The sequence below is a fragment of the Phreatobacter aquaticus genome, from assembly GCF_005160265.1.
GTDB lineage: Bacteria > Pseudomonadota > Alphaproteobacteria > Rhizobiales > Phreatobacteraceae > Phreatobacter > Phreatobacter aquaticus.
Map to the genome: position 1 here is coordinate 3,582,464 of NZ_CP039865.1, position 24,041 is coordinate 3,606,504.

Sequence of the window (24,041 nt, forward strand, 5' to 3'; positions counted from 1 at the left end):
GTGACCGATCCGACCGGCTTTTCCTTCGAGATCACCGCCCGCGATGGCGCTGCCCGCACCGGCCTCATCACCACGCCGCGCGGACACATCCGCACGCCCGCCTTCATGCCGGTCGGCACCCAGGCGACGGTGAAGGGCATGTATATGGATCAGGTCAAGGCGCTCGGTGCCGACGTGATCCTCGGCAACACCTATCATCTCATGCTGCGGCCGGGAGCCGAACGGGTCGCGGCGCTCGGCGGTCTCCATCAGTTCGGCGGCTGGAAGGGTCCGATCCTCACCGATTCCGGCGGCTTCCAGGTCATGTCGCTGGCCAAGCTCCGCAAGCTGACGGAACAGGGCGTCACCTTTGCCAGCCATATCGACGGCTCCCGCTTCGAGCTGACGCCGGAGCGCTCGATCGAGATCCAGGGCCTGCTCGGCGCCGATATCCAGATGCAGCTCGACGAATGTGTGTCGCTGCCGAACGACCGCGCGACGATCGAGAAGTCCACGCATCTGTCGCTGCGCTGGGCCGAGCGCTCGAAACGCGCCTTCGAGACCCAACCGAAGGGCAGGGCGCTGTTCGGCATCGTCCAGGGCGGCGATATCCCGGATCTCCGTGTCGAGAGCGCCAAGGCGCTGACCGACATGGACTTTCCCGGCTATTCGATCGGCGGACTGGCGGTCGGCGAGCCGCAGGCGGTGATGCTCGCCATGATCGAGACGGTCATGCCGCATCTGCCCGATGCCAAGCCGCATTACCTGATGGGTGTCGGCACGCCGGACGACCTGCTGGGCGCAGTGGCGTGCGGCGTCGACATGTTCGATTGCGTCATGCCGACCCGCAATGGCCGTCACGGCCAGGCCTTTTCGCGCTTCGGCAAGATCAATTTCCGCAATGCCCGCCACGCCGCCGATCCCCGGCCGATCGACGAGGCGTCATCCTGCCCCGCAGCGCGCGACTATTCCCGCGCATATCTGCACCATCTGATCCGCACAGAGGAAATGCTCGGCTCGATGCTCGTGACCTGGATCAACCTCGCCTATTACCAGGACCTGATGGCAGGAGCTCGTGCGGCGATCGCCGCCGGCCGCTACGCCGATTATGCGGCGGAGGTTCGCGAAGGCTGGGCTCGGGGCGATATCGAGCCTATGGCGGTGTAGCAGCGCTTGCTTTGGCGCGAATGGTGTGTCTGGCGGAGCTTGGCCTGTTGGCCCGGCTTTGGCACGTTCGAGCAGCTGGCGCACTCTTCACCTCGCCCCGTTGGGGAGAGGTGAAGGCCGCGCGCGCCGGATGATCAGAAAGCTCGACCATCATCGCCTGCCGGCAGACAGACAACTGCCCATCACGGAATCTCGAAATCCGACGCCTTCCACGGCACCTTCGGATAGTGCGGATCCATGTTCTCCAGCGTATCGCGCACCACCGCCGCCACAATGCAGTTGCGCGCCCATTTGCGGTCGGCCGGCACGATGTGCCAAGGCGCGTGCTCGGTGGAGCAGCGCCCGAGCGCCAGCTCATAGGCCTTCTGGAACTCGCCCCAGAGCAGGCGGTCTTCCAGGTCGCCGGCATTGAACTTCCAATGCTTGGTCTTGTCGTCGAGCCGCTCCTGCAGGCGCTCCGCCTGCTCCTTCTTCGAGATGTGCAGCATGAATTTCAGGATGATCGTGCCATTGTCGACCAGGAGCTTCTCGAAGGCGTTGATCTGGTCATAGCGCGCCTCGATGGCCTCCTTCGGCGCGAATTTCCGCACGCGGGCGATCAGCACATCCTCGTAATGCGAGCGGTTGAAGATGCCGATCGTGCCGCGCCTTGGGGCGGCATGGTGCACGCGCCAGAGATAATCGCGTGCCAGTTCGTCCTCGCTCGGCTTCTTGAAGGCCGTCACCGAGACCCCGAGCGGGCCGGTCTGGTTGAACACGCCGCGGATCGTGCCGTCCTTGCCGGCCGTGTCGGTGCCCTGCAGGACAACCAGCAGCGAGCGCTTGCCTTCGGCATAGAGCCGGTCCTGCAGCCGGTCGATCTCGACGATATCCTCAGCCAGTTGGGCGCGTGCCTTGTCCTCCTTGCCGAGGAAATCGACCTCGCGCGGGTCGATCCGGTCGAGCTTCACCTTGCCGCCGGGCTTCACGACGAGATGCTTGATGTGCTTCGGGCAGGAATGCATGGGAACACCATTTGTCGAAACGCCTCAGCCATTGATCAGCCGGCAATGGGCCTTTGGCAAGGGCAGAGCATTGTGGATGGTCACGGCCCTGTGATGGGTGATCGCCAACGCGGTGCATCCGGGAATGGTTCCCACGGGTTTCCACGTCACAAGCGGCCGTCTGGGCCGCGTCAGGGACGGGAGCCCCACCATGCGCACGACATCGATCTTCCTGATTGCAGCGGCAACGATCGGCTTGGCAACAGCGGCATCCGCACAGTCCTATGACAGTTGGCCGGTGCTGCAGAACCCGTTTCCGAGCACGGGCGGCGGCGGCTTCATGATCGATGGCTATGATCCGGTGGTGGCCGACGGCCGGTGCCGGACCAATTTCAGCGCCATCGATCCCAACGGCACGGTCTACCGCAACCGCGTGGTGTTCGACGCCGTTCCGACCGAGGGCGGGATCCTCTGCACCAACGGCCGTTGGCAGGCGCTCGATGGCAGCGCAGCTGGCACGACGCCGTTCCAGGTCTTCATCAAGGACGGGGTGGTGCGCCGGCTACCCTGACCGGCTAGCGCTTGTAGACGACCTTGCGGCGGCGCTGGATCGGCGCGATCAGCATCCGTCCGCCGAGCCAGCCGGCGCCGAAACCGGACAATGCCAGGACCAGCCCTTCGACCGTCACCGGCACGGCCGGCTCGAAGGCCTGCGCCGCGCGTCGGGCGATGTCGGGGTCATGGTTCTGCGCAAAACTGGCGATCCGCCAGAAGGGACCGGCCGCCTCGTAGTCCTGCAACTGCTTCTGCAGCGTGCCGACACGGACGATATCGCCGCTGATCGCCTCGCCGCGCTCGCGCACGAACGGATCGGCATTGGCGGTCAGCCGCCGGATGCCCTCATCGCGGCTGATATGGGAGCGCGCCGCATCGGCGTCGAACTCGGCGATGATCCGCGCGAGCTCGTCGATCGCGCCGCCCAGCCGCTGCCGGTATTGCTGGGCAAATTCCGGCAATTGGGAAGCGGCCACGCCGGCAAACAGGGCCAGGAAGAAGACGATCCGCCTGAGGATCATCGCGGCCTCCGGGTTGGCGGGGCCGGCTTGTTCGGGCCGGCCCGCATGAGGGTCACATCGCCTCGAAGCGAATGTCCTGCGCGCCTTCCAGCAGCACCTTGCGGCCGAGCGCGTAGAGGTTTTCCAGCCCGGTGGTCAGCGTGAGGAAGTGGTTGCCGGAGAGCTGGCCGGCCTTGGAGGCGAACTGCACACCGCCATAGGCGAGCAGGATCTCGGTTTCGCTGACCCCACCCGGATAGAGGATGAAATGGCCCGGCGCCGGATAGCTGGTGTTGTTCTCGTAGCCCACGCCGAAATCGAGATCGCCCAGCGGCACCCACACGCCTTCGCCGCTCCAGCGCACATGGATGATCTTCGAAACGAAGGGCAGGTGCTTGATGAAGGCCGCGCAGGTCTTTGGCGCGGCTTCCGTCTCGAGCTTGCCGGTGAAGGTGAACGGGCCGGCGGTGACTTTCAGGATCGACATTGCGGTCTCCAAGGGGGCGTCGCGTCGACGCCGACAGGTTGGGCGGCGAAAGTGCCGTGTGCCGGGCGTTCGCGCAAGCCTCACTCAGCTCTGGAACGGCGTGAAAACCGCGACAAGCTCATTGGCATCGCCGGGATAGGCGAGTTCCACCGAGGTTACGGGGCAGCCATCGCTCCAGGTTCGGCGCTCGATGACGAGACAGGCAGTGCCATGTGAGAGCGATAGCGCCTCGGCGGTGGCCGCATCGGCCCCGACCGCGCGTATCCGGTGTTCGGCAGCGGTCCACGGCACGCGCGCCTTCAGCCAGGTGCCGGGAGGCAGATCGAGGAAGGGCTCGGACGTGGCGTCGGGAACGGTTGCGAGATCGATGATCCGCCGTTCGAGGCAGAAGGGCCGGCTGCCGGCAAAATGGCGCACGTGCAGGACCAGAACCGAGGTCGGACCCTCATGGATGAGCCGCTTCAGATCGGACTTGGTGGCAAGCCGCGTCGCGCGGCTCAGGACTTCGAAACGATAGGGCACGCCCAGCGCGGCCACTTCCGCGCCGATATCGGGAATGGCGAGTACGGCCGATTGGGCAGGTGGCTGCGACACGAAACTGCCGGCCTTGCGCCGCCGCTCAATCAGGCCTGCTCGTGCAAGCTCGCCCAAAGCCTTGTTCATCGTCATGCGCGAACAACCATAGGCGAGCGCAAGCTCTTCCTCCGCCGGCAACTTGTACCCCGGCGGCCATTCCCCGGACCGTATCCGCCCCTCGATCTCGCCGAGGATGCGCTGATGCAGGGACAGAGGAGGGGAGGAGGCGTTCATGATTTTCCGTTGAGAGGCGGCCGGAACGGCTTGTCATCGCCATCGTTATGTCTATACATAATAACATGAGATGAACGCGCCTGCCAGCGCGATGACAGGAGTGATCCTCATGCCGGACATCGTGCTGCATCCTGGACAGACCCCACTTGCCGACTGGCGCGCGATCTATCGCCATGCCGGCGCACGGCTCGACGGCGCCTGCTGGCCGAAGGTCGAGGCCGCCGCTGCCGCCGTTGCCCGCATCGTCGCCAAGGGTGAGCCGGTCTATGGGATCAATACCGGCTTTGGAAAACTGGCCAGTGTGCGCATCGAGGCGGCCGATCTCGCTACTCTGCAGCGGAACATCGTGCTCTCCCATGCCGCTGGCGTCGGCGAACCCATGGCGCCCGCTGTGGTCCGCCTGATGATGGCGCTGAAGCTCGCAAGCCTCGCCCAGGGCGCCTCCGGTATCCGGCCGGCCACGTTGCAACTGCTCGAAGCCATGCTGGTCAAGGACGTCATCCCCTTCGTGCCCTGCCAGGGGTCGGTGGGTGCGTCCGGCGACCTCGCGCCGCTCGCCCATATGACGGCGGTGATGATCGGGGTTGGGCGTGCGCTCACCCCCGAGGGTTGGGTTTCGGCGGAAGAGGCGCTCGGCAGGGCAGGGCTCACGCCTGCCGAACTTGGTCCCAAGGAAGGCCTGGCGCTGCTCAACGGCACGCAATTCTCCACCGCCTATGCACTGGCCGGCCTGTTCGAAGCGGAAGTGCTGTTCCAGTCGGCCCTCGTCACTGGCGCGCTATCGACCGATGCCGCCAAGGGCTCGGATGCGCCCTTCGACCCGCGCATCCATGCGCTGCGCCGCCATCGCGGCCAGATCGAGACCGCCGATACCCTGCGTGCCCTGATGGCTGGGAGCGCCATCCGCGCCTCCCATCTCGTCGGCGACGAGCGCGTGCAGGATCCCTATTGCCTGCGCTGCCAGCCGCAGGTGATGGGGGCTGCGCTGGACATCCTGCGCCAAGCGGCCGCAACGCTGGAGACCGAGGCCAATGGTGTCTCCGACAATCCGCTGATCTTCCCGGAGGACGACACGGCGCTGTCCGGCGGCAATTTCCACGCTGAACCGGTGGCCTTCGCCGCCGACATGATCGCCTTGGCCGTCTGCGAGATCGGCTCGCTCGCCGAGCGGCGCATCGCCATGCTTGTCGATCCGGCACTCTCCGGCCTGCCGGCTTTCCTCACCCCGAGGCCCGGGCTCAATTCCGGTTTCATGATCCCGCAGGTGACGGCGGCGGCGCTGGTCTCCGAGAACAAGCAGCGCGCCTATCCGGCGAGCGTCGATTCAATCCCGACCTCCGCCAACCAGGAGGATCATGTCTCCATGGCCGCCCATGGCGCCCGCCGGCTGATCCCCATGGTGGAGAATGCCTCCGCCGTCATCGCCATCGAATTGCTGGCCGCCGCACAAGGCTGCGACTTCCATCAGCCGCTCGCCTCCAGCAGCCCACTTGAAGCCGTGCGCCGGCTCGTCAGGTCGCAAGTGCCGACCCTTGACCACGACCGGCACTTCCATCCCGATATGGCCGCAGCCATCGATCTCGTCCGCACCGGCGCGGTCGCCAGCGCCGTCGCGCCCCTCCATCTCCCCGTCCTGTCCGGAGCCGCCTCATGACCCGCATCGACAATGCCCGCGTGATCCGCGCGCCCCATGGCACCGAACTCTCGGCCAAGAGCTGGCTCACCGAAGCGCCGCTGCGCATGCTGATGAACAATCTCGATCCGGGCGTCGCCGAAAAGCCCGGCGAGCTCGTGGTCTATGGCGGCATCGGCCGCGCCGCCCGCGACTGGGAGAGTTTCGACCGGATCTGCGCTGCGCTGCGCGGGCTCGAGGCGGACGAGACCCTGCTGGTCCAGTCCGGCAAGCCGGTTGGCGTGTTCAGGACCCATGCCGATGCGCCGCGCGTGCTGATCGCCAATTCCAACCTGGTGCCGCACTGGGCGACCTGGGAGCATTTCAACGAGCTCGATCGCAAGGGCCTGATGATGTACGGCCAGATGACGGCCGGCTCCTGGATCTATATCGGCAGCCAGGGCATCGTGCAGGGCACTTACGAGACCTTCGTCGAGATGGGCCGCCAGCACTATAACGGCGATCTCTCCGGCCGCTGGATCCTGACCGCCGGCCTCGGCGGCATGGGTGGCGCCCAGACCCTGGCCGCCACCATGGCGGGCGCCTCCTGCCTTGCGGTCGAATGCCGCCCGTCCTCCATCGAGTTTCGGCTCCGCACCGGCTATGTCGACGTCCAGGCTCGCGACCTCGACCATGCGCTGGAGATCATCGAGGACGCCAAGCGCACGAAGAAGGCGGTCTCCGTGGCGCTCCTCGGCAATGCGGCGGATGTCTTCCCCGAGCTCTACCGGCGCGGCGTCCGCCCGGATTGCGTCACCGACCAGACCTCGGCCCATGATCCCGTCAACGGCTACCTGCCCAAGGGCTGGACGCTGGACGACTGGGAGCGCAAGCGCGAGAGCGATCCGGCCGGCGTGACCAAGGCGTCCAAGGCCTCCATGGCGACCCATGTGCGCGCCATGCTCGACTTCCACAAGGCCGGCGTGCCGACCGTCGATTATGGCAACAACATCCGACAGATGGCGCTGGAGGAGGGGGTCGCCGACGCCTTTGCCTTCCCGGGCTTCGTGCCGGCCTATATCCGCCCGCTGTTCTGCCGCGGCATCGGCCCGTTCCGCTGGGCGGCGCTCTCGGGCGATCCGGAGGATATCTACAAGACCGACGCCAAGGTGAAGGAGCTGCTGCCGGACAACAAGCACCTGCACAACTGGCTCGACATGGCGCGCGAGCGCATCAAGTTCCAGGGCCTGCCGGCGCGCATCTGCTGGGTCGGGCTCGGCGACCGCCACCGCCTCGGCCTCGCCTTCAACGAGATGGTGGCGAAGGGCGAGCTGAAGGCACCGGTGGTGATCGGCCGTGACCACCTCGATTCAGGCTCGGTCGCATCGCCCAACCGCGAGACGGAATCCATGCGTGACGGCACCGATGCCGTCTCCGACTGGCCGCTGCTCAATGCCCTGCTCAATTGCGCGTCCGGCGCCACCTGGGTGTCGCTGCATCACGGAGGCGGCGTCGGCATGGGCTTCTCCCAGCATGCCGGCATGGTCATCGTCGCCGATGGCACGCCGGAAGCGGCGAAGCGGCTGGAGCGGGTACTTTGGAACGATCCGGCCACCGGCGTCATGCGCCATGCCGATGCCGGCTACGAGGACGCGATCGCCTGCGCGCGGGAGCACCAACTCAACCTGCCGGGCATTCTCGGCTGAGCCTGCTGAAACAGAAAAGGCCGCCCGAGGGCGGCCTCTTCGATGCACGACCAAGCTTTGGTCAGTAGCGAGCGACGACGGCCGACGGACCCGTCGAGAACAGATAGTTCACGCCCAGCTTGACCGTATGCACATCGGACTGAACCGTGCCCACATAGATGGGACCGAGGGTGCGCGTGCCGAAATTGTAGTAGTTATATTCGATCTTGGCGGTCCAGTTCTGCGTGATCGCATATTCGTAGCCGGCGCCAAGGGTCCAGCCGACCCGGCTATATTTCTCCGCTACCCCGCCGATCGTTGTTGCGAAGGAAGCGCCCTGGAAGCCGAGACCGCCAGTCAGGTAGAAGAGCGACCGGTCGACAGCAACGCCGGCCCGCGTGCGCAGGGAGCCGAGCATATGTGTCCTATAGAGGACGTCATTGTTGAAGACATTCACGTTCCGGCCTGAGATCGCAGCAAAGGCGAGATCGGCTTCGACGCCCAGAACGATGTTGTTGACCTGGTAATTGAAGCCAAGCTGGCCACCGATCAGCGGCCCCGATGTATTGGCAGGAAACGGCCCAAGCCCCGGGTCAATGCCAGTGCTGCGACCAAAGCCGTAGCCGGCATGGGCGCCGATATAGAACCCGGTCCAGTTGAACGCCGGAGCGACCACGGCCGCCGCGACCGGAGACCGCGGCGCACCCAGATCGGCAGCAGCGGCGGCGCCTGCGAATGCGACCAGTGCGGTGCTGGCGAGCAGAATGGATTTCATCGGAGAGCCCTCGTTGCTGATACCGATAGAAGATCGAAACGCCGATTTGCACAAGACAGGTAGCGTCCCGTAACGTCAATTGACTTTGAATGTTGCCGCGCAGACACGGATACTGGGTTGGCACGCTGCCGCGGCATCAGTGCTTGACCTTCACTCCATAGGCCACGCCATCGCGACCGGGATCGGCTCCGCCTTCCAGCGTGCCCTCGGGTGTCACGCGGATGCCGTGGACCACGCCGAAATAATAGCTGGCCGGGTTGCGGATCACCTCATAGCCCATGGCCTCCAGGGGCTCGGTGGTCCAGCGCGGAATGCGGTTGGTCACGTCGATGGCGTCCGAGGTCGCCGAGAAGCGCGGCGCGGTAACTGCTTCCTGCATGTCCATGCCGAAATCGACCACGTTGAGGATCGCCTGCAGCACGCCCATGACGATCTGCGTGCCACCCGGCGCGCCGATCACCAGTTCCACCTTGCCCTCGTTGAAGACGATGGTCGGGCACATGGCGGAGAAGCGGCTCTTGCCCGGCGCGATCGAGCCGGCGCGGCCGGGGCGCGGGTCGAACACGCCCATGCAGCCATTGTACATGAAGCCCAGACCTTCCGTGATCACGCCGGAGGGCATGCCGAGCGAATGGGTGACGGTGACGCAATTGCCTTGTGCGTCGACCACGCTGACATGGGTCGTGTCCTTCGGCACCTCGTTGGCCTTGTAGCGCGGCACATGCGCCTTGATGCCGGCGCGGATCTCGGCGGCAGCGGCCTCCGCCGACTGGCGCGACAGCAGGAGGTCGACCGGAATGTCGACGAAGCGGGGATCACCGACATGGGCGTCCTTGTCGATGGTCGAGCGCTTCATGGTCTCGCAGACCACGCGGATATATTCCGGCGAGTTGTGACCCATCGTCTTCAGGTCGAAATGCTCGAGAATGCCGAGCATCTGCAACAGCATGATGCCGCCGCCGGGCGGCTGGTTGGTGGCGATCCGCCGGCCGCGATAGGTGCCTTCCATGGGCGCGTGGCGGATCGGCTCGTAGCGCGCGAGATCGTCTGCGCCCATCAGCGCGCCATGGGCTTCCATGTCGGCGGCGATCGTCTGTCCGATCGCGCCGGTGTAGAAATCCTCGGCACCGACCTCGGCGATGCGCTTCAGGGTCGCGGCATAGCCGGGATTGGTGATGGTCTCGCCGAGGCGGCGCGGCGTGCCGTCGGGCCTCAGATAGAGCCCGCGGCCCTCCGCGGTGAACTTCACCCGGTCGTGGTTGGAGGCGCGCCCGAGGCTCCCCTCGTCGTTCCAGAAGCCATAGACGGCTGGACGCACCATCCAGCCCTTTTCGGCAAAGCGGATCGCCGGCTGGAAGAGATCGCGCCACAGCAGCTTGCCATGGGTGGCGTGCGCGGTAGCGAAGGCCTTCAAGGTCGCGGGAACAGCAATCGAGCCATAGCCGACATCGTTCACCGCGCCCTTCAGGATGAAGCCGAAGCCGTCACGCGTCTCGCCCTCGATCAGGTCAGCCCACATGGTGGGGGTCGCCTTCAGAGGGGCGGGGGCATGGAAATCGACATATTCGTGGACGCCCGCGTCCGGCTTGTAGATCCCCATCGAGCCGAAGCCTGCAATGCCGCACATCAGTGGATCGACCACCGTCTGGACCAGGGCAGCGGCAATCGCCGCATCCACCGCATTGCCGCCCGCCTTCAGGATCAGCGCGCCGGCTTCCGCTGCCTCGGGCTGGGCCGCGACGATCATCGCATTGACGTCGGATTGGATTGTCATCGGGTCGTTTCCTGCGGTCGCGTTGTTATTAAGCCGGCTCAGCGCCAGCGCTGCATGTAGAAGCGCGGGTTCTCGTCGGGCCAGGCGCGGAAGGCCAGATCGCTGGTGAAGGCGGCCACCGACGGGTTGGTGTAGAGCGGCAGAATGTAGACGTTGTCGGCGATCTTGCGCAGGATCTGGCCATAGAGGCGCTTGCGCTCCTCCGGATCGATCGTCCGTGACGCCTGGTCGGCCCAGGCCTTGATCTCCGCGTCCTGCACCATGTCGTCGCCGAGGTGGGTGAAGAACGGATTGATCATCGCCGACGCGTCATTGACCGAATAGGAGCCCCAGGACGTGTCGACGAACCGCGCCTGGCCCTTGTGTTGCCGGTCGCGCACGGCGGAATAGGCCATGAACTGCAGCCGCGTGCGAATGCCGGACGCCGTCAGGAAACCATTCAGCGCCTCGATCCGCGGCCGCGACCGGAAGCCGAGGATCTCGGTGTCGAACCCGTTGGGAAATCCCGCTTCCGTCAGCAAGGCCTTGGCGCGGACGGGATCATAGGCATAGCGCTGGACATCGGTCGTGCAGCCGACCTGCGTCTCGAAACAGAAGGCGTGCCAGACCCGCGATCCGGCCCCGATCAGGTTCGCAACGATCGCCTCGCGGTTGATCGCATGGGCCACCGCCTGGCGCACGCGCAGGTCCTGGAACGGATTGGCGCCCGAGCGGCCCTGCACGTCGAATTGCAGGAAGATGATCCGCATGGTCTCGGAGGCCAGCATCGAGATGTTCGGCACGCTGGCGAGCTGGCGCCCGGCATCCTCGGGCAATTGCCCGATCCAGTCGACGCGGCCCGCCATCAGCTCGGCCATCTGGGTGGCGGCATCAGGAATGACGCGCATCACCACCCGGGGAATGGCCGGCCGCCCCTTGGGACTATCGGCCATATAGGTCGGGTTGGCGTCGAACTGGCCCTCCTTGCCGGGCTCCCAGCGCGTGAATCGATAAGGCCCGGTGCCGATCAGGCGGGCAGCCGGAACAAGCCGGTCAGCGCCGGCGTCCTTGTAGAAATCGACCGGAAGGATGGCGATGGGACCGGCGAGATATTCGATCGCGGCGGGGAAGGGGGCCTTCAGGATCAGCCGCACCTGGTGGCTGGCAGTCTTCTCGGCGCGCTCGATCCAGTTGACGTTGGACGGATTGGTCACCTTGTTCGCGGGATCGATGACGTAGTTGATCGTGTAGACCACGTCGTCGGCGGAGAAGGCCCGGCCGTCGTGGAATGTCACGTCGGTGCGTAGATCCAGCTCCAGCGTCGTAGGGTCGATCCAGCGCCAGGCCGTCGCGAGCAGGGGCTTGTAGGCGGACGTGTCGGGGTCGCGGTGGATCAGCGTGTCCCAGACCATCTGACCGATGAACAGCACGCCCTCGCGGAAGGAATTGTAATAGGGCTCGCCGGAAGCGATCGAGAAGGTCGAGACCCAGCGCAGCGTATTGTCCCGCTTTCCAGCTGTCGCCGGAAGCGGCGCGGCCAGCATGAGCGCCACGACAAGTGTGGCCAGTCTGCTGAGTGCCATCATCATGAGCCGATCCCGTCCCGGTTTTTTGTCGCGTCAGCGATCATCGGGGCAGGAGGGCGCGGATTGCAAACGCTTATGCTGTGTTGGCCCCCGTCCTTGCGGCAGACGACATATGCGTCAGGCAGCCTATGCGCCTGGCAGAGCGCTACTGGGTGCGCCGCCTCTGGCGCCGGATACGGCGGCGACGCGGCTGCGGCGCGGGACGCGACGGTTGGCGCTGGGGCGTTGGCCGAGGGGTGCCGCGGACCTGTGAATCCTGCAGGCCACGTTGCCGATTGGCCGGACTTGGCCGCATCGGCCCCTCGCGTCCGGCCTCGACGCCCTGCGCGTTCTCATCGTCCGCCGACATGCCGCCGCCCATCGCGCCACCGGACGAACTGGAACCGCCGGCTCCGCCATCCGGCTGGACCGGCGGCAGCTGGGCGAGGGCAGGCCCCGTGACCGCCAGTGCGGCCATGAGGGTGAAGAGGTGGCGGCGGTCGATCATGTGGCACATCCCGTTTCTGGCAGGCTCCGACTGTGGAGAGCCCAACGCGTGCCGGCCGCGATCGTTCCCGCGCAGGTTGTCTGGTTGATCCAACAAACTGATGCGCCGGCGCAACAGGCCATCCTCCCATTCGCCCGCTCCTGCCTGCTGCGTTGCCGTGCCGCATTTCTGGGCATAGCGTGATTGTGCAGTGCATCGATTCGCGTGTGCCTCCGGCCGCGTTTCGACATCAGGGCCGTGCATCCTCCCATGATAACTCGGCCCGGAGCCTCTCCCTCCGGGCCGCTTTGTCTCGAGTGCACGGCAGCAACGAACCGTCGCCAGCCCGCATTTCGCCTCGGCCGGACTGCATGGCCGCAAATTCTGACGCGCCTTGGAACGTCTCCGCGAAGCCGACGTTCGCAGCAAGTCCGGAGGGTCCGGCTGGGGGTTTCCTAACGCGAGAGGATTGTGTGATGGCTGCGAAGATCAAAGTGCTCGATGACATGTTTCTTGACATGCTCAAGGATGTCTATTTTGCCGAAAAGCAGATCCTGAAAACCCTGCCAAAGATGGCGAAGGCGGCCAATTCGGCGGAACTCAAGGCGGCGTTCGAAAAGCACCGTGACGAGACCGAAGGCCAGGTCGATCGCATCGAGAACGTGTTCGAGATCCTTGGCGCTCCTGCGCGCGGCAAGACTTGCGATGCCATCCTCGGCATCATCGAGGAGGGCAAGGCGGTAATGGAGGATTTCGGCGACAGCCCGGCGCTGGATGCCGGCCTGCTCGCCACCGCCCAGGCCGTCGAACATTATGAGATGGCCCGCTACGGCACGCTGATCGCCTGGGCCAAGCAGCTTGGCCAGCAGGACGCCGCCAAGCTTTTGATGCAGACGCTTGAGGAAGAGGAAAAGACCGACAAGGACCTTACCTCGCTCGCCAACTCGTCCGTCAATGCCAGCGCGGCGGCGACCAGCAAGGCGGCTTGAGCGAAGCCGTCTGGACAGTGCTTCCTCGGCCGCGCGAGCGGTCGAGGATCACCTGCGGCCATAGCGCCCGAATGCCCATCTGATCTTTGGCAGGGCGGGTCAGAACGATGCTGGCGGTCTCACCGAGCGGACCGACTGTCGTCGATCACTGGATGGTGGCAGGCCGCGCGCCGGCCGTCGGCGAGGTCACGGAGGTCAGGCGCCTCCGTGCGACACCGCTGGTCGGCCGCGGGACAGCGCAGGTGAAAATGACAGCCGGGGGGCGGCGCGAGCGGCGAGGGCAGTTCGCCGCTGATCGGCCGGAAGCTGACGAGTTCGTCGCCCGTCGTCACGAGCTTGGGCACGCTGTCGAGCAGCGCGCGCGTGTAGTGATGGGCGGGGCGCGTGTAGATGTCCTGGGTAGGGCCGATCTCGACAATGCGCCCCAGATACATGATGGCCACCCGGTCGCAGATGTGCCGGACGACCCCGAGGTCATGGCTGATGAACAGCATGGTGAGGTTGAGCTCACGCCGCAGCTTTAGGAACAGATTGATGATCTGGGCCTGGATCGACACGTCGAGCGAGGCGACCGGCTCGTCGCAGACCAGGATGTCGGGCTGCATGGCGAGCGCCCGCGCGATGGCGATTCGCTGGCGCTGGCCACCGGAAAACTGATGCGGAAACCGGTCTGCGGCATCGGCCGGCAAGCCGACGGCCGAGAGCCAACGGGCGACCTCGTCGCGCGCCTCGGCGCGTCGGATCAGGCCGTGGGCGATCGGCCCCTCCGCAATGGTCGCGCCGATCCGGAAACGCGGATCGAGCGAGCCGAACGGGTCCTGGAAGATCATCTGCACGCGCGTCGTCGTTTTCACCCGGCGCCGCGCTCCCCCCATGACGGGTTCGCCGTGGACATAGGCCTCGCCATCGCTCGGCGGGTGAATGCCGGCAATGACCCGGCCAAGGGTGGACTTGCCGCAACCGGACTCGCCGACGAGACCGAGCACATCGCCCGGGGAGATATCGAGGCTGACACGGTCGACCGCATGGACGGTCCGGTTCTCGACCTCAGCCCCGAAAAGCCCCGCGATACGCTCGCCGATCGACGGCGTCGGCGCGAAGCGCCTTGAGACGTTCCGGACCTCGACGATCGCGGTGCTCATGAAACCGGCTCCACGTGCGGATGATGGCACCGCCAGCGGCGATCGAGCATCTGCGTCGGCTCGGGCTCGGCTTCGCAGGCCGCATCCGCCCGCAAGCATCTGGGCGCGAAGGCACAGCCCGGCGGCAACGCCATCATCGACGGGGGTGCGCCCGGAACCTGCACCAGGTCCTCGCCTGCAACGGCCTTGGCGGGCAGGGAATCGAGCAATCCCCTGGTGTAGGGGTGGCGCGGCTCCGACAGAACCTGCCGGATCGGACCTTCCTCGATCACGCGGCCCGCATACATGACGATGATGCGGGAGGCGAGGGAGGAGACCGTCGCCAGATCATGGCTGATCCAGATGAGCGCCGTGCCGGTATCGCGTGCCAGCGCCCGCATCTCGGTGAGGATCTGGGCCTGGACCGACACGTCGAGAGCGGTCGTCGGTTCGTCGCAGATGATCAGCTTTGGCCTGTTGAGCAAGGCGGTGGCAATGGCCACGCGCTGGCGCATGCCGCCAGAGAACTGGTGGGGATAGGCGTCGAGCCGGCGTGCGGCGTCCGGAATTCCGACCAGGGTCAGAACCTCCGCCACGCGGGCCCGCGCCGCCGCGGCGCTGACATTCTCGTGGGCGTGGATGGCCAGCGCCATCTGGTCGCCAATGCGCAGGACAGGATTGAGCGTCGCAGCCGGGTCCTGGAAGACCATGGCGATCTCCCGGCCGCGCATGGCGCGCAGATCGCGGGCGGGCAGGCCGACAAGTTCGCGCCCGGCGAGCCGGACCGAGCCGCCGGTGATGCGCCCGGGTGGATCAATCAGACCGAGGATGGAAAAGCCCGTCACGCTCTTGCCCGATCCGGATTCACCGACCAGGCCGAGAATCTCGCCAGCCTCGACATGGAAGCTGACCCCGCGCACGGCGCGCACGAGGCCGGCCCGCGTCGGGAATTCCGTGGTCAGGCCCTCGACGACGAGAAGGGGGGCGCTCATCGCCTGAGCCGCGGGTTGAGCTGGTCGCGCACCTGGTCGCCGACGAGATTGATCGCGGAGATCAGCACGATCAGCGCGATGCCGGGATAGATGGAAATCCAGTAGCGGCCGGACAGCAGGTATTGAAATCCGTTGGCGATCAGCATGCCGAGCGATGGCTCGTTCACGGGCAGACCGAGACCCAGGAAGGAGAGGGTGGCTTCCAGCGCGATCGAATTGGCCACCTGCACCGTGGCGACGACGATCAGCGGGGGCATGCAATTGGGCAGGATATGGCGGAGCACGACCACGTGTGGCTTCAGCGGCGTCGACAGGGCCGCCTCGACATAGTCCTTCGACCGTTCGGTCGAGGCAGCGCCATGGGCGGTTCGGGCGAAATAGGCATATTGCGCCGTCACCAGCGCTGCCACGAGTTGCCACTTGCCCTGGCCGAGGACCGCAGCAAGCACCAGGGCGAGAAGGATGGCCGGAAAGGAGAGCTGCAGGTCGATGAAGCGCATGATCAACGCCTCGATGCGGCCGCCGAGATAGGCTGCAAAGGTGCCAAGCGTCACGCCCAGCGAGAAGGCGATCACGCCGGCGGCGAGGCCGATCTCGATCGACACGCGAAGTCCGTAGAGGATCGCCGAGAGGACGTCGCGGCCTTGGCCGTCGGTCCCGAGCCAGTGGGTCATGCCCGTGCCGGGACTGACGAAGCCGGGCGGCCGACGGGCGTCGGACAGGCGCAGACTGGCCATGTCGTAGGGGTTCTGCGGGGTGATCCAGGGCGCCACAAACGACACGGCGATGATGATGACGACGATGGCGAGCGCGACCACCGCGACGCGGTTGACGCGAAACTCGCTCCAGAACTGTGCGACCGGACTCGTCGTCATGACGCCGCTTTCAACCTGAGGCGTGGGTCGAGGGCGACATAGAGGATATCGATGGTGAGATTGATGAGGATGAAGAAGAAGGCGACCAGCATGAGGTAGGCGACCATGACGGGCCGGTCGAGCGTGTTGATGGAATCGATGATCAGCTTTCCGACGCCTGGCCAGGAGAAGATCGTCTCGGTGACGACAGCGAAAGCGAGGGTCGAGCCGAATTCGAGGCCGAACACGGTCACGATGGGAATGGCGATCAGGCGCAGCACGTGCCGACGCAGGATCGTCGCCTCGCTTTCACCCGCGGCGCGCGCGAACTTCACGGTATCGGTGAGCATGATCTCGCGGGTGCCGGCGCGGGCGAGGCGCACCATCATGGCGAACTTGAACAGGGCGAGATTGAGCGCCGGCAGGAACAGGTGCTGCCAGCCGTTGGCGGTCAGGAAACTCCAGGAGACGCCGAACATCTCCCGCGTCTCGCCGCGGCTGCCGGCGGGCAGGATTCCAAGCTGCACCGCGAAGATGAAGATCAACACGAGGCCGATCCAGAAGGTGGGGACCGAGAAGCCCAGGATCGATACGCCCATGATGGCGCGGGCTGCGAGACTGTCGGGACGATAGCCGGCATACATCCCGAGCGGGACACCGGCGAGGGTCGCGCCGACAACGGCGACCAGTGTCAGTTCCAGCGTCGCCGGCAGCCGCGAGAGGATGAGCGGCAGGACCGGCGAACCGAAGACGAAGGACCGGCCGAAATCGCCCTGGATGAGCCGACCGAGGAAATCGACATATTGCCGCCAGATCGGCTGGTCGAGGCCGTAGGTGCGGATGGCCTCCTCGCGGATCTGCTGGGTGGCGTCGGGGGAGATCAGCACATCGATCGGGTTTCCCACCGCATAGACGCCGCAGAAGACCAGTACCGAGATGACCAGCATCACGACGATGGCTTGCAGCAGGCGTTGGATGATGAAACCGAGCATGGATCAGGCCCAGCCTTCCGCGATGACCGATCGCGTTTCCTCCACCGCGACGTCCCAGATGGCCAGCATGTCCGCGTCGGACCGCTGATAGAGGCCGCCGTAATTGCCGTCACCGAGCATGGCCTTCTTCGCGCCCGGATCCAGCTGTTGGAAACGCTGGAGATCGAGCATCGGCTTTTGTTCGGAGGGCGCCGCGACATTCGGCAACCGCGTCCACGGGAAATTCTCCATCCAGGAGGCGTGGGACGCCACGGGATCAATGGCCTGGACCTTGGCGAAGGTCTTCGGCGCATTCCACCAATTGTGCCACTTCACCTGGCAGCCGCGATTGCGGTCGAGCCACTCGAGGATTGCGCCGTGGGCCGGCGAATTGCCACCATGGCCGTTGACGAGCGTGATGTGCCGGAAGCCGGAGCGGACCATGCCGTCGAGGACGTCGACGAGGATGGCGCACAAGGTCGACAGGCGCAGCGTCACTGTCCCCGGATAGTCGACGAAGCTCGGCGTGAAGCCGTAGTTCACCACCGGAAAGACCGGTATGGCGAGCGGCGCGGCGGCCTCGACAGCCACCCGCTCCGCCAGAATTGAATCGACACACAGGCTCAGTCCGGCGTGCTGCTCCGTCGAACCAATCGGCAGGATCGCGCGCAGGTCGGCACGGGATCTGGCCTCGACCTGCATCCAGTTCATCTCGGCGACACGCATGGCGGCCTTACTCCCCCGTATCGCCAGAATGGAACATGCCAAGCACGACCTTCGCCATCAGCATGGACAACTGCTCGCGCTCGATCAGGGAGAGCGGCTCCAGCATCTCCTCCTCCAGCGCGATGAAGCGCGGCATGGCCTCGGCCAGAAGGTCCCGGCCGGCCTGCGTGAGGTGCAGCGGCTGGGCCCGGCGATCCGTAGCATCGGCCCCGCGCCCCACGAGGCCGCGCTTGCCGAGCAGCCCGACGGCGCGGCTGAGCGTGTTCTTCGGGAAGGCGGTCGAGGAGGCGATCTCCGAGGCGGTCACGCCGTCCATGATGCCGAGGCTGTAGAGAATGACGAATTCGGCGCGCGACAGGCCGTAGCGTTCCTCGATCCAGCCGTAGAGCGGCTGGTTGTAGCGCAGCGCAAGATAGTTGAACCGGGCCGCGAAGCCGCAGGGGTTCTTCCACAGCCGCGCATGGGTAAAGACGTCGAGACGCCGTTCGGGACTTGCGACCTCTGGTTCGGCGATGCGCTGGGCTGCGACAGTTGGTTCCAAACAGAACTTCCCTTGTTATGCCGCTGATTATATCGGCAGGAAATGGTTCCACAAGGGATTGACTAGGTGGTGTGCACGCCTTTTGAATGGGCATTGACGGGTGATGCCCGCTTCCGGCCCCCGGTATCCCGACCAGGAGATTCCCATGCGAATTCTCAGACGTTCCCTGATGCTCGGCCTGCTCGGCGTCGCGACCCTATTCTCCGGCACGGCGCCGTCCGCCAATGCCCAGACCCTGACCATTGGCGTTCGCGGCGGTCCCGACTCGATCGATCCGCATTTCACGGCGACTGGCACCCATGCCGAGGCCCTGAAGCACGTCTTCGACACGCTGGTCTGGTCCGGCCGTGGCTTGGAACTGGAGCCGCGTCTTGCCGAAAGCTGGCGCGCCATCGACGCCACGACCTGGGAATTCAAGCTGCGTCGCGGAGTCAAATTCCACGACGGATCCGACTTCACGGCAGAGGACGTCAAGTTCTCTATCGAGCGGATTCCCTTGGTTGCCGGGCCCAATCCGACGACGATCTATGTCCGCCGCGTCAAGGAAACGCGCATCATCGATGCCCACACGGTCCATGTCGTCACCGACGGGCCGGCACCGAACCTGCCGAACGATTTCATCCGGCTGTTCATCGTTTCGTCCAAGGCGGCGGCGGGCCTGACGCGCGAGAATGCCAACGAAGCCTTCAATTCCGGCCGCGCCGCCATCGGCACCGGTCCTTACCGGTATGTCTCGTGGCAGCCGCGCGGCGAGCTCGTGCTCGCCCGGTTCGACGGCTACTGGGGCCCGAAGGAGCCGTGGGAGCGCCATGTTCGCCGCGAGATCCCGAACGATGCGGCCCGCGTCGCGCAGCTGCGCGCTGGCCAGCTCGATCTCATCACCCGCGTCCCTGCCTCGGATGTCCCGACGCTGCGTCGCGATAGCCGGCTCACCTTGCAGACGGTCGACACGGTCTATGTCTTCAACCTCGAGATGGATGTCCGTGAGCGGCCAAACGGCCTGACCGCCAAGGATGGCTCGGCCCTGCCGGCCAATCCGCTCCGCGACCTCCGGGTCCGCCAGGCCATCGATCTTGCGATCGACCGCCCGACGCTCGCCGAGGTCGCCATGGAAGGGCTCGGCAAGCCGGTGAACCAGTTGGTGACCTCCACCATCTTCGGTTACAACACGGCGCTTCCGGCGCAGCGCCATGATCCGGCCGAGGCCAAGCGCCTCCTCGCGGCGGCAGGTTATCCCAACGGCTTCCGCATCCCCTTCGCCTTCACCAACGACCGCCTGCCGGGCGACCGCGACGTCGGCACGGCCATCGCCCAGATGCTGGCCGCCGTCGGGATCGAGGCGCAGCCGAATGGCATGCCGGCTGCCGTGTTCTTCCCCGCGCGCACCCGCGGCGAACTCTCCATGTCGATGTCCGGTTGGGGCACGCTGACCGGCGAGGCGCACTACACCCTGTCCTCGCTTGCCCATTCCAACGATCGCGAGCGGCGGATGGGCGCGTTCAATGTGCTTGGCTACGCCAATCCGCAGGTGGACAAGCTTCTGCAAGACGCGGCGATCGAGATGGACGAGGCGAAGCGCCGCAAGCTCCTCGAGGACGCCAATGCCCTGGTCGATGCCGACAAGCAGCGCCTGCCGATCGTCGCGGTCTCCTCCGCCTGGGCCATGAACAAGGCCAAGGTGACATTGTCGCCACGGGTGGACGAGGACACGCTCGCCATGGACATCCGTCCGGCGCGATGACCCGATGCAACGGCGGCCGTCGGGCCGCCGTTTTCGCTCGCATGAAGGACAGGCCGATGGCCGAGACACCCATCCTCATCTGGGGCGCCGGCGCCATCGGCGGGACGCTCGGCGCCTATTGGGCGCGTGCCGGGATGCCGGTGGTGCTGGTCGATCAGGTCGCCGACCATGTCGAGGCCTGCCGCAGCCGCGGCCTGCACATTTCCGGTCCCATCGAGGATTTCACCCAGGTCGTGCCGGCGCTAACGCCGGACCAGGTGACCGGCCGCTTTGACATCATCGTCCTGGCCGTGAAGGCGCAGGCGACCGAGGCGGCCCTGCAACAGCTGTCGCCGCACTTGTCCGCAAACGGCTATGTCCTCTCCGCCCAGAACGGCCTCAACGAGCTCACCATTGCCGACGCGGTCGGCAAGGAGCGGACGATGGGCTGTTTCGTCAATTTCGGCGCCGACTGGCACGGACCTGGCGAGATCCTGTTCGGCAACCGCGCCGCTGTCGTGGTCGGCGAGATCGACGGCTCCGTGCGGGATCGGACAAAGGCAATGCACGAGCGCCTGATGGTCTTTGAGCCGGCGGCGGTGCTCACCGACAACATCTGGGGCTATCTGTGGGGCAAGCTCGCCTATGGCGCGATGCTCTTCGCCACGGCGCTCAACAATGACTCGATGGCGGAGAATCTCGCCGATCCGCGCCGGACTGTCGTCTTCGAACAGCTCGGCCGCGAGGTCATGGCGGTCGCGAAGGCGCGGGGCGTCGTCCCCGTCGGCTTCAACGGCTTCGACCCCGAGCTCTTCGCGCCCGGGGCATCCGAAGCGGGGGCGCGAGCCTCCATCGCGGCTTTGGCCGAATTCAACCGCCACACCGCCAAGACCCATTCGGGAATCTGGCGCGACCTCGCGGTGCGCAAGCGGCGCACCGAAATCGACCCGCAGATCGGGGTGATCGCCAGGCTCGGCGCAGAGGTCGGCGTCGACACGCCGGCAATCGCCAAGCTGGTGGAACTGATCCACGCCATCGAGGACGGCTCGAAGCCCATGGCCATGACGACATTCCAGGAGCTGATCGACACATGCAGATCAACCTGACCGGCCGCGTTGCTCTCGTCACCGGAGCCGCCCAAGGCATTGGCCAGGCCATCGCGCTGGGCCTGCGCGCAGCGGGAGCCACCGTCATCGTCGCCGATCTCGATGCCGACAGGCTCGGCGCGTTCGCGAAGGCCCAGGGCTTCAACGCCCGCGTCATCGACGTGTCCGACAGGGCCGCCGCCCATACCGCCGTGGACGACGTCGTCGCGGCGCACGGGCGGATCGACATTCTGGTCAATGCCGCCGGTGGCGTGCGCGGGCAGGTCGGGCGCCCGATCGCGGCCGTGTCCGAGGATGAATGGCGCGTGTTGTTCGAAGCCAATGTCGATGGTGTCTTCTGGCTGGCCCAGGCCGTCAGCGCTCCGATGGCGAAGGCGGGGCATGGCCGTATTGTCAATATCGCATCGGGCGCCGGGCTCCGCCCGAGCCTCACCGGCATCCAGGCCTATACCGCGGCCAAACATGCGCTGGTAGGGCTCACCAAGCAGCTCAGTCAGGACCTCGGGCCGTCAGGCATCACCTGCAACGCCGTGGCGCCGGGATTCGTGCGCTCCAACCCGGCGACAGAGCGGCAATGGAACGCCTATGGCCTGGACGGCCAGAAGCGTCTTGTCGAATCCATCCATGTCCGGCGCCTCGGCACGGCCGACGACATTGCTCACGCCGTGCTGTTCCTCGCCAGCGATCAGGCTGGCTGGATCAGTGGCCAGATCCTGTCGGTGGATGGCGGTCGCTCCTGAGGCGGTCCCGCTGCTGCCGGCGGGCCGGCCGGCCTCTGCCCGGAAGGTGCCGGATCAACGCACGACGACTGCGGACTCGGTTGCAACTCTGATGCTGGCGCGCCGCGCGGGATCGGGTGGCTTCGAACGCGAGGCCGTCCAGGTGACTTCGGGGCCCTACGTCGCACGCGTGTTGCCAAGGCGTGGTCGCGAGCCACGTGCTGTTTCAGACGCGAGCCAGTCGAGGCCAAGCTGTTTCTAGACAGGCGTGAGCTTCGTGATGCGGCTCGGATTGATCTCGGCGAGGAAGATGTTGCCGCTCCGGTCGCCCCAGATGCCGTGGGCGCCGTTCAGCACCGGTCGGCAGGAGCCGACAAGATTGCCGTCACGATCGTAGCGCGACAGCCGTGGGACCTGGTCCGTCACGAAGATGGACCCGTCGGCGTCGCTCCAGACATCCATGGCCCGCGGCAGGTCCGGCCAGGCGTCCAGCGGCTGCCCGTCGGCCGAAAAGAGCTGAAGGCGGTCGTTCTCGCGGTCCGTCACGAGCACGCGGCCGTCTGCGTCCACCCAGACACCATGCGGCGTGCTGAACTCGCCTGGCGCTTTGCCGCGCCGGCCAAAGCTGCGGATACGATCACCCGCTGCCGAGAAATGCTGGACACGCGAGGCGCCGTATCCGTCGGCAACATAGAAGCTGCCATCCGCCGCGAAGGCGACGGAGGAGGGATGGGAGAAGGGCTCGCCGGGGGTCTCCGGTGACCCGATCCTCCTTATCACCGTGCCGTCGCGGGTGAAGGTGACGAGGCGGTGGGCATCCCGGTCAACGACGACGATGTGATCCTCGGGATCCACCGCCAGCATATGGGCATCAAGGACGTCCTTCGCGCCGAAGGACCTGACGACCCGCCCCTGCGGGTCGAGCTCGATCACGGGGTCCGCGGGTTCATCCACCAAGGGGTCGAGCCGCAACAGCACATAGACATGGCCGCGACTGTCGCAGGCGACGTCACTGACGACAGCGCGTCCGCGGTCAAAACCGCCGAAGGGGCGTTCGACACGGTAGCGCTGCGGTCCCAACGAGACGAAGAGGCTCCTTGAGCCCGATTCAGAGGTCATGGCGGCGCTCCAGGAGCTTGTGGCTAGGGGCTAGATCGAGGCCATCCGCTTCAGGCCCACCAGCCGGTCGCAGACGATCAGGGCAACGATAGTTCCAAGGATGAGCAGTGCGGAGATCGCGGCAACCGTCGGGTCGGGCGACATCTCGACCTGATTGAGGAGCTGGATCGGCAGCGTTTTGGTGCGCACGTCCACAAGGAAGATCGAGACCGGATAATTGTCGAAGGAGGCGATGAAGGCGAAGAGCCCGCCGCTGACAAAGCCCGGCAGGATGTTCGGCACCAGCACCGTCCACAGGGCGGCTGGATAGGAGCGGCCAAGCATGCGGGCGGCGTCCACCATGGCGAAGTCGAACAGCGACAGGCTCGCCAGCACCGTGCGCATGATGAAGGGCATAGTGATGACGACATGGGCGATGAGCAGGGTCGTGTAGGTGTCGCGCAGGCCGAAATCCCTTGCCGCCTGAAGGAAGGCGATGCCAAGCACGAGGCCCGGCAACATCAGCGGCGAGGCCATGAAGGTCGCGACCGCCTTGGCGCCGGGGATCATGCCCCGCGTGATTGCGATGGCGCAGAGCGTACCCAGCATCAGCGAGATGGCCGTGGACAGGGCGGCAATCTGGGTGGAAAGCCAGACAGCCTGAAGCAGCGAGTCAGCCTTGCCGAGGGATGCGTACCACCGCAGCGAGAAGCCGGGCGGCGGAAAGGCGAAAACCGCCGAGGAGGAGAAGGACACCGTCAGGACGATGAGGATCGGCAGGAAGAGAAAGGCGATGACGAGGCCGAGAACGAGACGGCAGAAGAGCGAACCGAACAGGGCCATGGG

General features: G+C 65.9%; 24 protein-coding genes. 8 read left to right on the plus strand and 16 right to left on the minus strand.

Annotated elements, in window-relative coordinates; translation table 11 throughout:
• Positions 1-1,146, plus strand: coding sequence for a tRNA guanosine(34) transglycosylase Tgt (gene tgt, locus E8L99_RS16995; RefSeq protein WP_137100662.1), 1,146 nt, complete (start codon positions 1-3; stop codon positions 1,144-1,146).
• A 182-nt stretch (positions 1,147-1,328) separates the two neighbouring features.
• Here the strand turns inward: tgt and E8L99_RS17000 are convergent, their stop codons facing one another.
• Positions 1,329-2,150, minus strand: coding sequence for a polyphosphate kinase 2 family protein (locus tag E8L99_RS17000; protein ID WP_137100663.1), 822 nt, complete (start codon positions 2,148-2,150; stop codon positions 1,329-1,331).
• 190 nt (positions 2,151-2,340) lie between these two features.
• On the opposite strand from E8L99_RS17000, the gene E8L99_RS17005 reads away from it, so the two are divergent.
• Entirely contained in the window at positions 2,341-2,700 is a 360-nt protein-coding gene (locus E8L99_RS17005; protein WP_137100664.1) for a hypothetical protein, read from the plus strand.
• Positions 2,701-2,704: 4 nt separating this feature from the next.
• On the opposite strand, the gene E8L99_RS17010 is transcribed toward E8L99_RS17005, so the two are convergent.
• The 3 genes from E8L99_RS17010 to hutC form a co-directional block, all read right to left on the minus strand.
• Entirely contained in the window at positions 2,705-3,205 is a 501-nt protein-coding gene (locus E8L99_RS17010; protein ID WP_137100665.1) for a DUF2937 family protein, read from the minus strand.
• A 52-nt stretch (positions 3,206-3,257) separates the two neighbouring features.
• Positions 3,258-3,671 carry a DUF3830 family protein gene (locus tag E8L99_RS17015; RefSeq protein ID WP_137100666.1) on the minus strand — a complete coding sequence of 138 codons (414 nt, stop codon included), beginning with the start codon at positions 3,669-3,671 and terminating at the stop codon, positions 3,258-3,260.
• A gap of 84 nt (positions 3,672-3,755) precedes the next feature.
• On the minus strand, positions 3,756-4,481 hold the full coding sequence (gene hutC, locus E8L99_RS17020) for a histidine utilization repressor (protein WP_137100667.1): 726 nt from the start codon (positions 4,479-4,481) through the stop codon (positions 3,756-3,758).
• Between the two features lie 109 nt (positions 4,482-4,590).
• Here hutC and hutH point away from each other — a divergent pair, with 109 nt between their 5' ends.
• A complete protein-coding gene (gene hutH, locus E8L99_RS17025) occupies positions 4,591-6,135 on the plus strand; it encodes a histidine ammonia-lyase (protein ID WP_137100668.1) in 1,545 nt (514 codons plus the stop codon).
• Positions 6,132-7,799, plus strand: a complete 1,668-nt coding sequence (hutU, locus tag E8L99_RS17030; protein WP_137100669.1) for a urocanate hydratase — start codon at positions 6,132-6,134, stop codon at positions 7,797-7,799. Before hutH ends, hutU begins: the two co-directional genes overlap by 4 nt.
• A gap of 61 nt (positions 7,800-7,860) precedes the next feature.
• On the opposite strand, the gene E8L99_RS17035 is transcribed toward hutU, so the two are convergent.
• The 4 genes from E8L99_RS17035 to E8L99_RS17050 all read right to left on the minus strand — a co-directional run bounded on the left by E8L99_RS17035 (position 7,861) and on the right by E8L99_RS17050 (position 12,379).
• Positions 7,861-8,553, minus strand: a complete 693-nt coding sequence (locus E8L99_RS17035) for an outer membrane protein (protein ID WP_137100670.1) — start codon at positions 8,551-8,553, stop codon at positions 7,861-7,863.
• Positions 8,554-8,689: 136 nt separating this feature from the next.
• Positions 8,690-10,327, minus strand: coding sequence for a gamma-glutamyltransferase (ggt, locus tag E8L99_RS17040; RefSeq protein WP_215907009.1), 1,638 nt, complete (start codon positions 10,325-10,327; stop codon positions 8,690-8,692).
• Positions 10,328-10,365: 38 nt separating this feature from the next.
• The gene (locus E8L99_RS17045; RefSeq protein WP_215907010.1) at positions 10,366-11,895 is read right to left on the minus strand and encodes an ABC transporter substrate-binding protein; all 1,530 of its coding nucleotides are present in this window, start codon (positions 11,893-11,895) and stop codon (positions 10,366-10,368) included.
• Between the two features lie 142 nt (positions 11,896-12,037).
• On the minus strand, positions 12,038-12,379 hold the full coding sequence (locus tag E8L99_RS17050) for a hypothetical protein (RefSeq protein ID WP_137100671.1): 342 nt from the start codon (positions 12,377-12,379) through the stop codon (positions 12,038-12,040).
• A 455-nt stretch (positions 12,380-12,834) separates the two neighbouring features.
• Between E8L99_RS17050 and E8L99_RS17055 the strand changes: the two genes are divergently transcribed.
• Positions 12,835-13,347, plus strand: coding sequence for a YciE/YciF ferroxidase family protein (locus tag E8L99_RS17055; RefSeq protein ID WP_210421771.1), 513 nt, complete (start codon positions 12,835-12,837; stop codon positions 13,345-13,347).
• 119 nt (positions 13,348-13,466) lie between these two features.
• On the opposite strand, the gene E8L99_RS17060 is transcribed toward E8L99_RS17055, so the two are convergent.
• From E8L99_RS17060 to E8L99_RS17085, 6 genes are read right to left on the minus strand one after another with little or no spacing between them, the layout of a single operon-like run.
• Positions 13,467-14,489 carry an ABC transporter ATP-binding protein gene (locus E8L99_RS17060; protein ID WP_137100672.1) on the minus strand — a complete coding sequence of 341 codons (1,023 nt, stop codon included), beginning with the start codon at positions 14,487-14,489 and terminating at the stop codon, positions 13,467-13,469.
• Entirely contained in the window at positions 14,486-15,460 is a 975-nt protein-coding gene (locus E8L99_RS17065; protein ID WP_137100673.1) for an ABC transporter ATP-binding protein, read from the minus strand. The genes E8L99_RS17060 and E8L99_RS17065 overlap by 4 nt, the downstream gene beginning before the upstream one ends.
• A complete protein-coding gene (locus E8L99_RS17070) occupies positions 15,457-16,335 on the minus strand; it encodes an ABC transporter permease (protein WP_137100674.1) in 879 nt (292 codons plus the stop codon). The genes E8L99_RS17065 and E8L99_RS17070 overlap by 4 nt, the downstream gene beginning before the upstream one ends.
• Complete coding sequence (locus E8L99_RS17075; RefSeq protein WP_137100675.1) at positions 16,332-17,306, minus strand: ABC transporter permease; 975 nt, start codon at positions 17,304-17,306, stop codon at positions 16,332-16,334. The genes E8L99_RS17070 and E8L99_RS17075 overlap by 4 nt, the downstream gene beginning before the upstream one ends.
• A 3-nt stretch (positions 17,307-17,309) precedes the next feature.
• On the minus strand, positions 17,310-18,011 hold the full coding sequence (locus E8L99_RS17080; protein WP_137100676.1) for a creatininase family protein: 702 nt from the start codon (positions 18,009-18,011) through the stop codon (positions 17,310-17,312).
• A 7-nt stretch (positions 18,012-18,018) separates the two neighbouring features.
• Positions 18,019-18,552: a MarR family winged helix-turn-helix transcriptional regulator gene (locus E8L99_RS17085; RefSeq protein ID WP_137100677.1), complete on the minus strand. Its 534-nt coding sequence runs from the start codon at positions 18,550-18,552 to the stop codon at positions 18,019-18,021.
• Between the two features lie 145 nt (positions 18,553-18,697).
• Here E8L99_RS17085 and E8L99_RS17090 point away from each other — a divergent pair, with 145 nt between their 5' ends.
• Genes E8L99_RS17090 through E8L99_RS17100 form a run of 3 tightly spaced genes read left to right on the plus strand, consistent with a single transcriptional unit; the run spans position 18,698 to position 22,118 of the window.
• Complete coding sequence (locus tag E8L99_RS17090) at positions 18,698-20,293, plus strand: ABC transporter substrate-binding protein (RefSeq protein ID WP_137100678.1); 1,596 nt, start codon at positions 18,698-18,700, stop codon at positions 20,291-20,293.
• Positions 20,294-20,349: 56 nt separating this feature from the next.
• On the plus strand, positions 20,350-21,378 hold the full coding sequence (locus tag E8L99_RS17095; protein ID WP_137100679.1) for a ketopantoate reductase family protein: 1,029 nt from the start codon (positions 20,350-20,352) through the stop codon (positions 21,376-21,378).
• Complete coding sequence (locus tag E8L99_RS17100) at positions 21,363-22,118, plus strand: SDR family NAD(P)-dependent oxidoreductase (RefSeq protein WP_137100680.1); 756 nt, start codon at positions 21,363-21,365, stop codon at positions 22,116-22,118. The genes E8L99_RS17095 and E8L99_RS17100 overlap by 16 nt, the downstream gene beginning before the upstream one ends.
• 237 nt (positions 22,119-22,355) lie before the next feature.
• Here E8L99_RS17100 and E8L99_RS17105 read toward each other — a convergent pair whose 3' ends face one another.
• Positions 22,356-23,216: an NHL repeat-containing protein gene (locus E8L99_RS17105; protein WP_137100681.1), complete on the minus strand. Its 861-nt coding sequence runs from the start codon at positions 23,214-23,216 to the stop codon at positions 22,356-22,358.
• Between the two features lie 30 nt (positions 23,217-23,246).
• Positions 23,247-24,038 (minus strand): ABC transporter permease, encoded by a 792-nt coding sequence (locus E8L99_RS17110; protein ID WP_137100682.1) that lies wholly within the window; start codon positions 24,036-24,038, stop codon positions 23,247-23,249.
• Positions 24,039-24,041 lie beyond the last annotated feature (3 nt).

Excerpts from the sequence above, each read along its gene's own strand:
- E8L99_RS17000 (WP_137100663.1), bottom strand. The coding sequence starts at position 2,150 with ATGCATTCCTGCCCGAAGCACATCAAGCATCTCGTCGTGAAGCCCGGC.
- E8L99_RS17005 (WP_137100664.1), top strand. The coding sequence starts at position 2,341 with ATGCGCACGACATCGATCTTCCTGATTGCAGCGGCAACGATCGGCTTG.
- E8L99_RS17010 (WP_137100665.1), bottom strand. The coding sequence starts at position 3,205 with ATGATCCTCAGGCGGATCGTCTTCTTCCTGGCCCTGTTTGCCGGCGTG.
- E8L99_RS17015 (WP_137100666.1), bottom strand. The coding sequence starts at position 3,671 with ATGTCGATCCTGAAAGTCACCGCCGGCCCGTTCACCTTCACCGGCAAG.
- hutC (WP_137100667.1), bottom strand. The coding sequence starts at position 4,481 with ATGAACGCCTCCTCCCCTCCTCTGTCCCTGCATCAGCGCATCCTCGGC.
- hutH (WP_137100668.1), top strand. The coding sequence starts at position 4,591 with ATGCCGGACATCGTGCTGCATCCTGGACAGACCCCACTTGCCGACTGG.
- hutU (WP_137100669.1), top strand. The coding sequence starts at position 6,132 with ATGACCCGCATCGACAATGCCCGCGTGATCCGCGCGCCCCATGGCACC.
- E8L99_RS17035 (WP_137100670.1), bottom strand. The coding sequence starts at position 8,553 with ATGAAATCCATTCTGCTCGCCAGCACCGCACTGGTCGCATTCGCAGGC.
- ggt (WP_215907009.1), bottom strand. The coding sequence starts at position 10,327 with ATGACAATCCAATCCGACGTCAATGCGATGATCGTCGCGGCCCAGCCC.
- E8L99_RS17045 (WP_215907010.1), bottom strand. The coding sequence starts at position 11,895 with ATGATGATGGCACTCAGCAGACTGGCCACACTTGTCGTGGCGCTCATG.
- E8L99_RS17050 (WP_137100671.1), bottom strand. The coding sequence starts at position 12,379 with ATGATCGACCGCCGCCACCTCTTCACCCTCATGGCCGCACTGGCGGTC.
- E8L99_RS17055 (WP_210421771.1), top strand. The coding sequence starts at position 12,835 with ATGGCTGCGAAGATCAAAGTGCTCGATGACATGTTTCTTGACATGCTC.
- E8L99_RS17060 (WP_137100672.1), bottom strand. The coding sequence starts at position 14,489 with ATGAGCACCGCGATCGTCGAGGTCCGGAACGTCTCAAGGCGCTTCGCG.
- E8L99_RS17065 (WP_137100673.1), bottom strand. The coding sequence starts at position 15,460 with ATGAGCGCCCCCCTTCTCGTCGTCGAGGGCCTGACCACGGAATTCCCG.
- E8L99_RS17070 (WP_137100674.1), bottom strand. The coding sequence starts at position 16,335 with ATGACGACGAGTCCGGTCGCACAGTTCTGGAGCGAGTTTCGCGTCAAC.
- E8L99_RS17075 (WP_137100675.1), bottom strand. The coding sequence starts at position 17,306 with ATGCTCGGTTTCATCATCCAACGCCTGCTGCAAGCCATCGTCGTGATG.
- E8L99_RS17080 (WP_137100676.1), bottom strand. The coding sequence starts at position 18,011 with ATGCGTGTCGCCGAGATGAACTGGATGCAGGTCGAGGCCAGATCCCGT.
- E8L99_RS17090 (WP_137100678.1), top strand. The coding sequence starts at position 18,698 with ATGCGAATTCTCAGACGTTCCCTGATGCTCGGCCTGCTCGGCGTCGCG.
- E8L99_RS17095 (WP_137100679.1), top strand. The coding sequence starts at position 20,350 with ATGGCCGAGACACCCATCCTCATCTGGGGCGCCGGCGCCATCGGCGGG.
- E8L99_RS17100 (WP_137100680.1), top strand. The coding sequence starts at position 21,363 with ATGCAGATCAACCTGACCGGCCGCGTTGCTCTCGTCACCGGAGCCGCC.
- E8L99_RS17105 (WP_137100681.1), bottom strand. The coding sequence starts at position 23,216 with ATGACCTCTGAATCGGGCTCAAGGAGCCTCTTCGTCTCGTTGGGACCG.
- E8L99_RS17110 (WP_137100682.1), bottom strand. The coding sequence starts at position 24,038 with ATGGCCCTGTTCGGTTCGCTCTTCTGCCGTCTCGTTCTCGGCCTCGTC.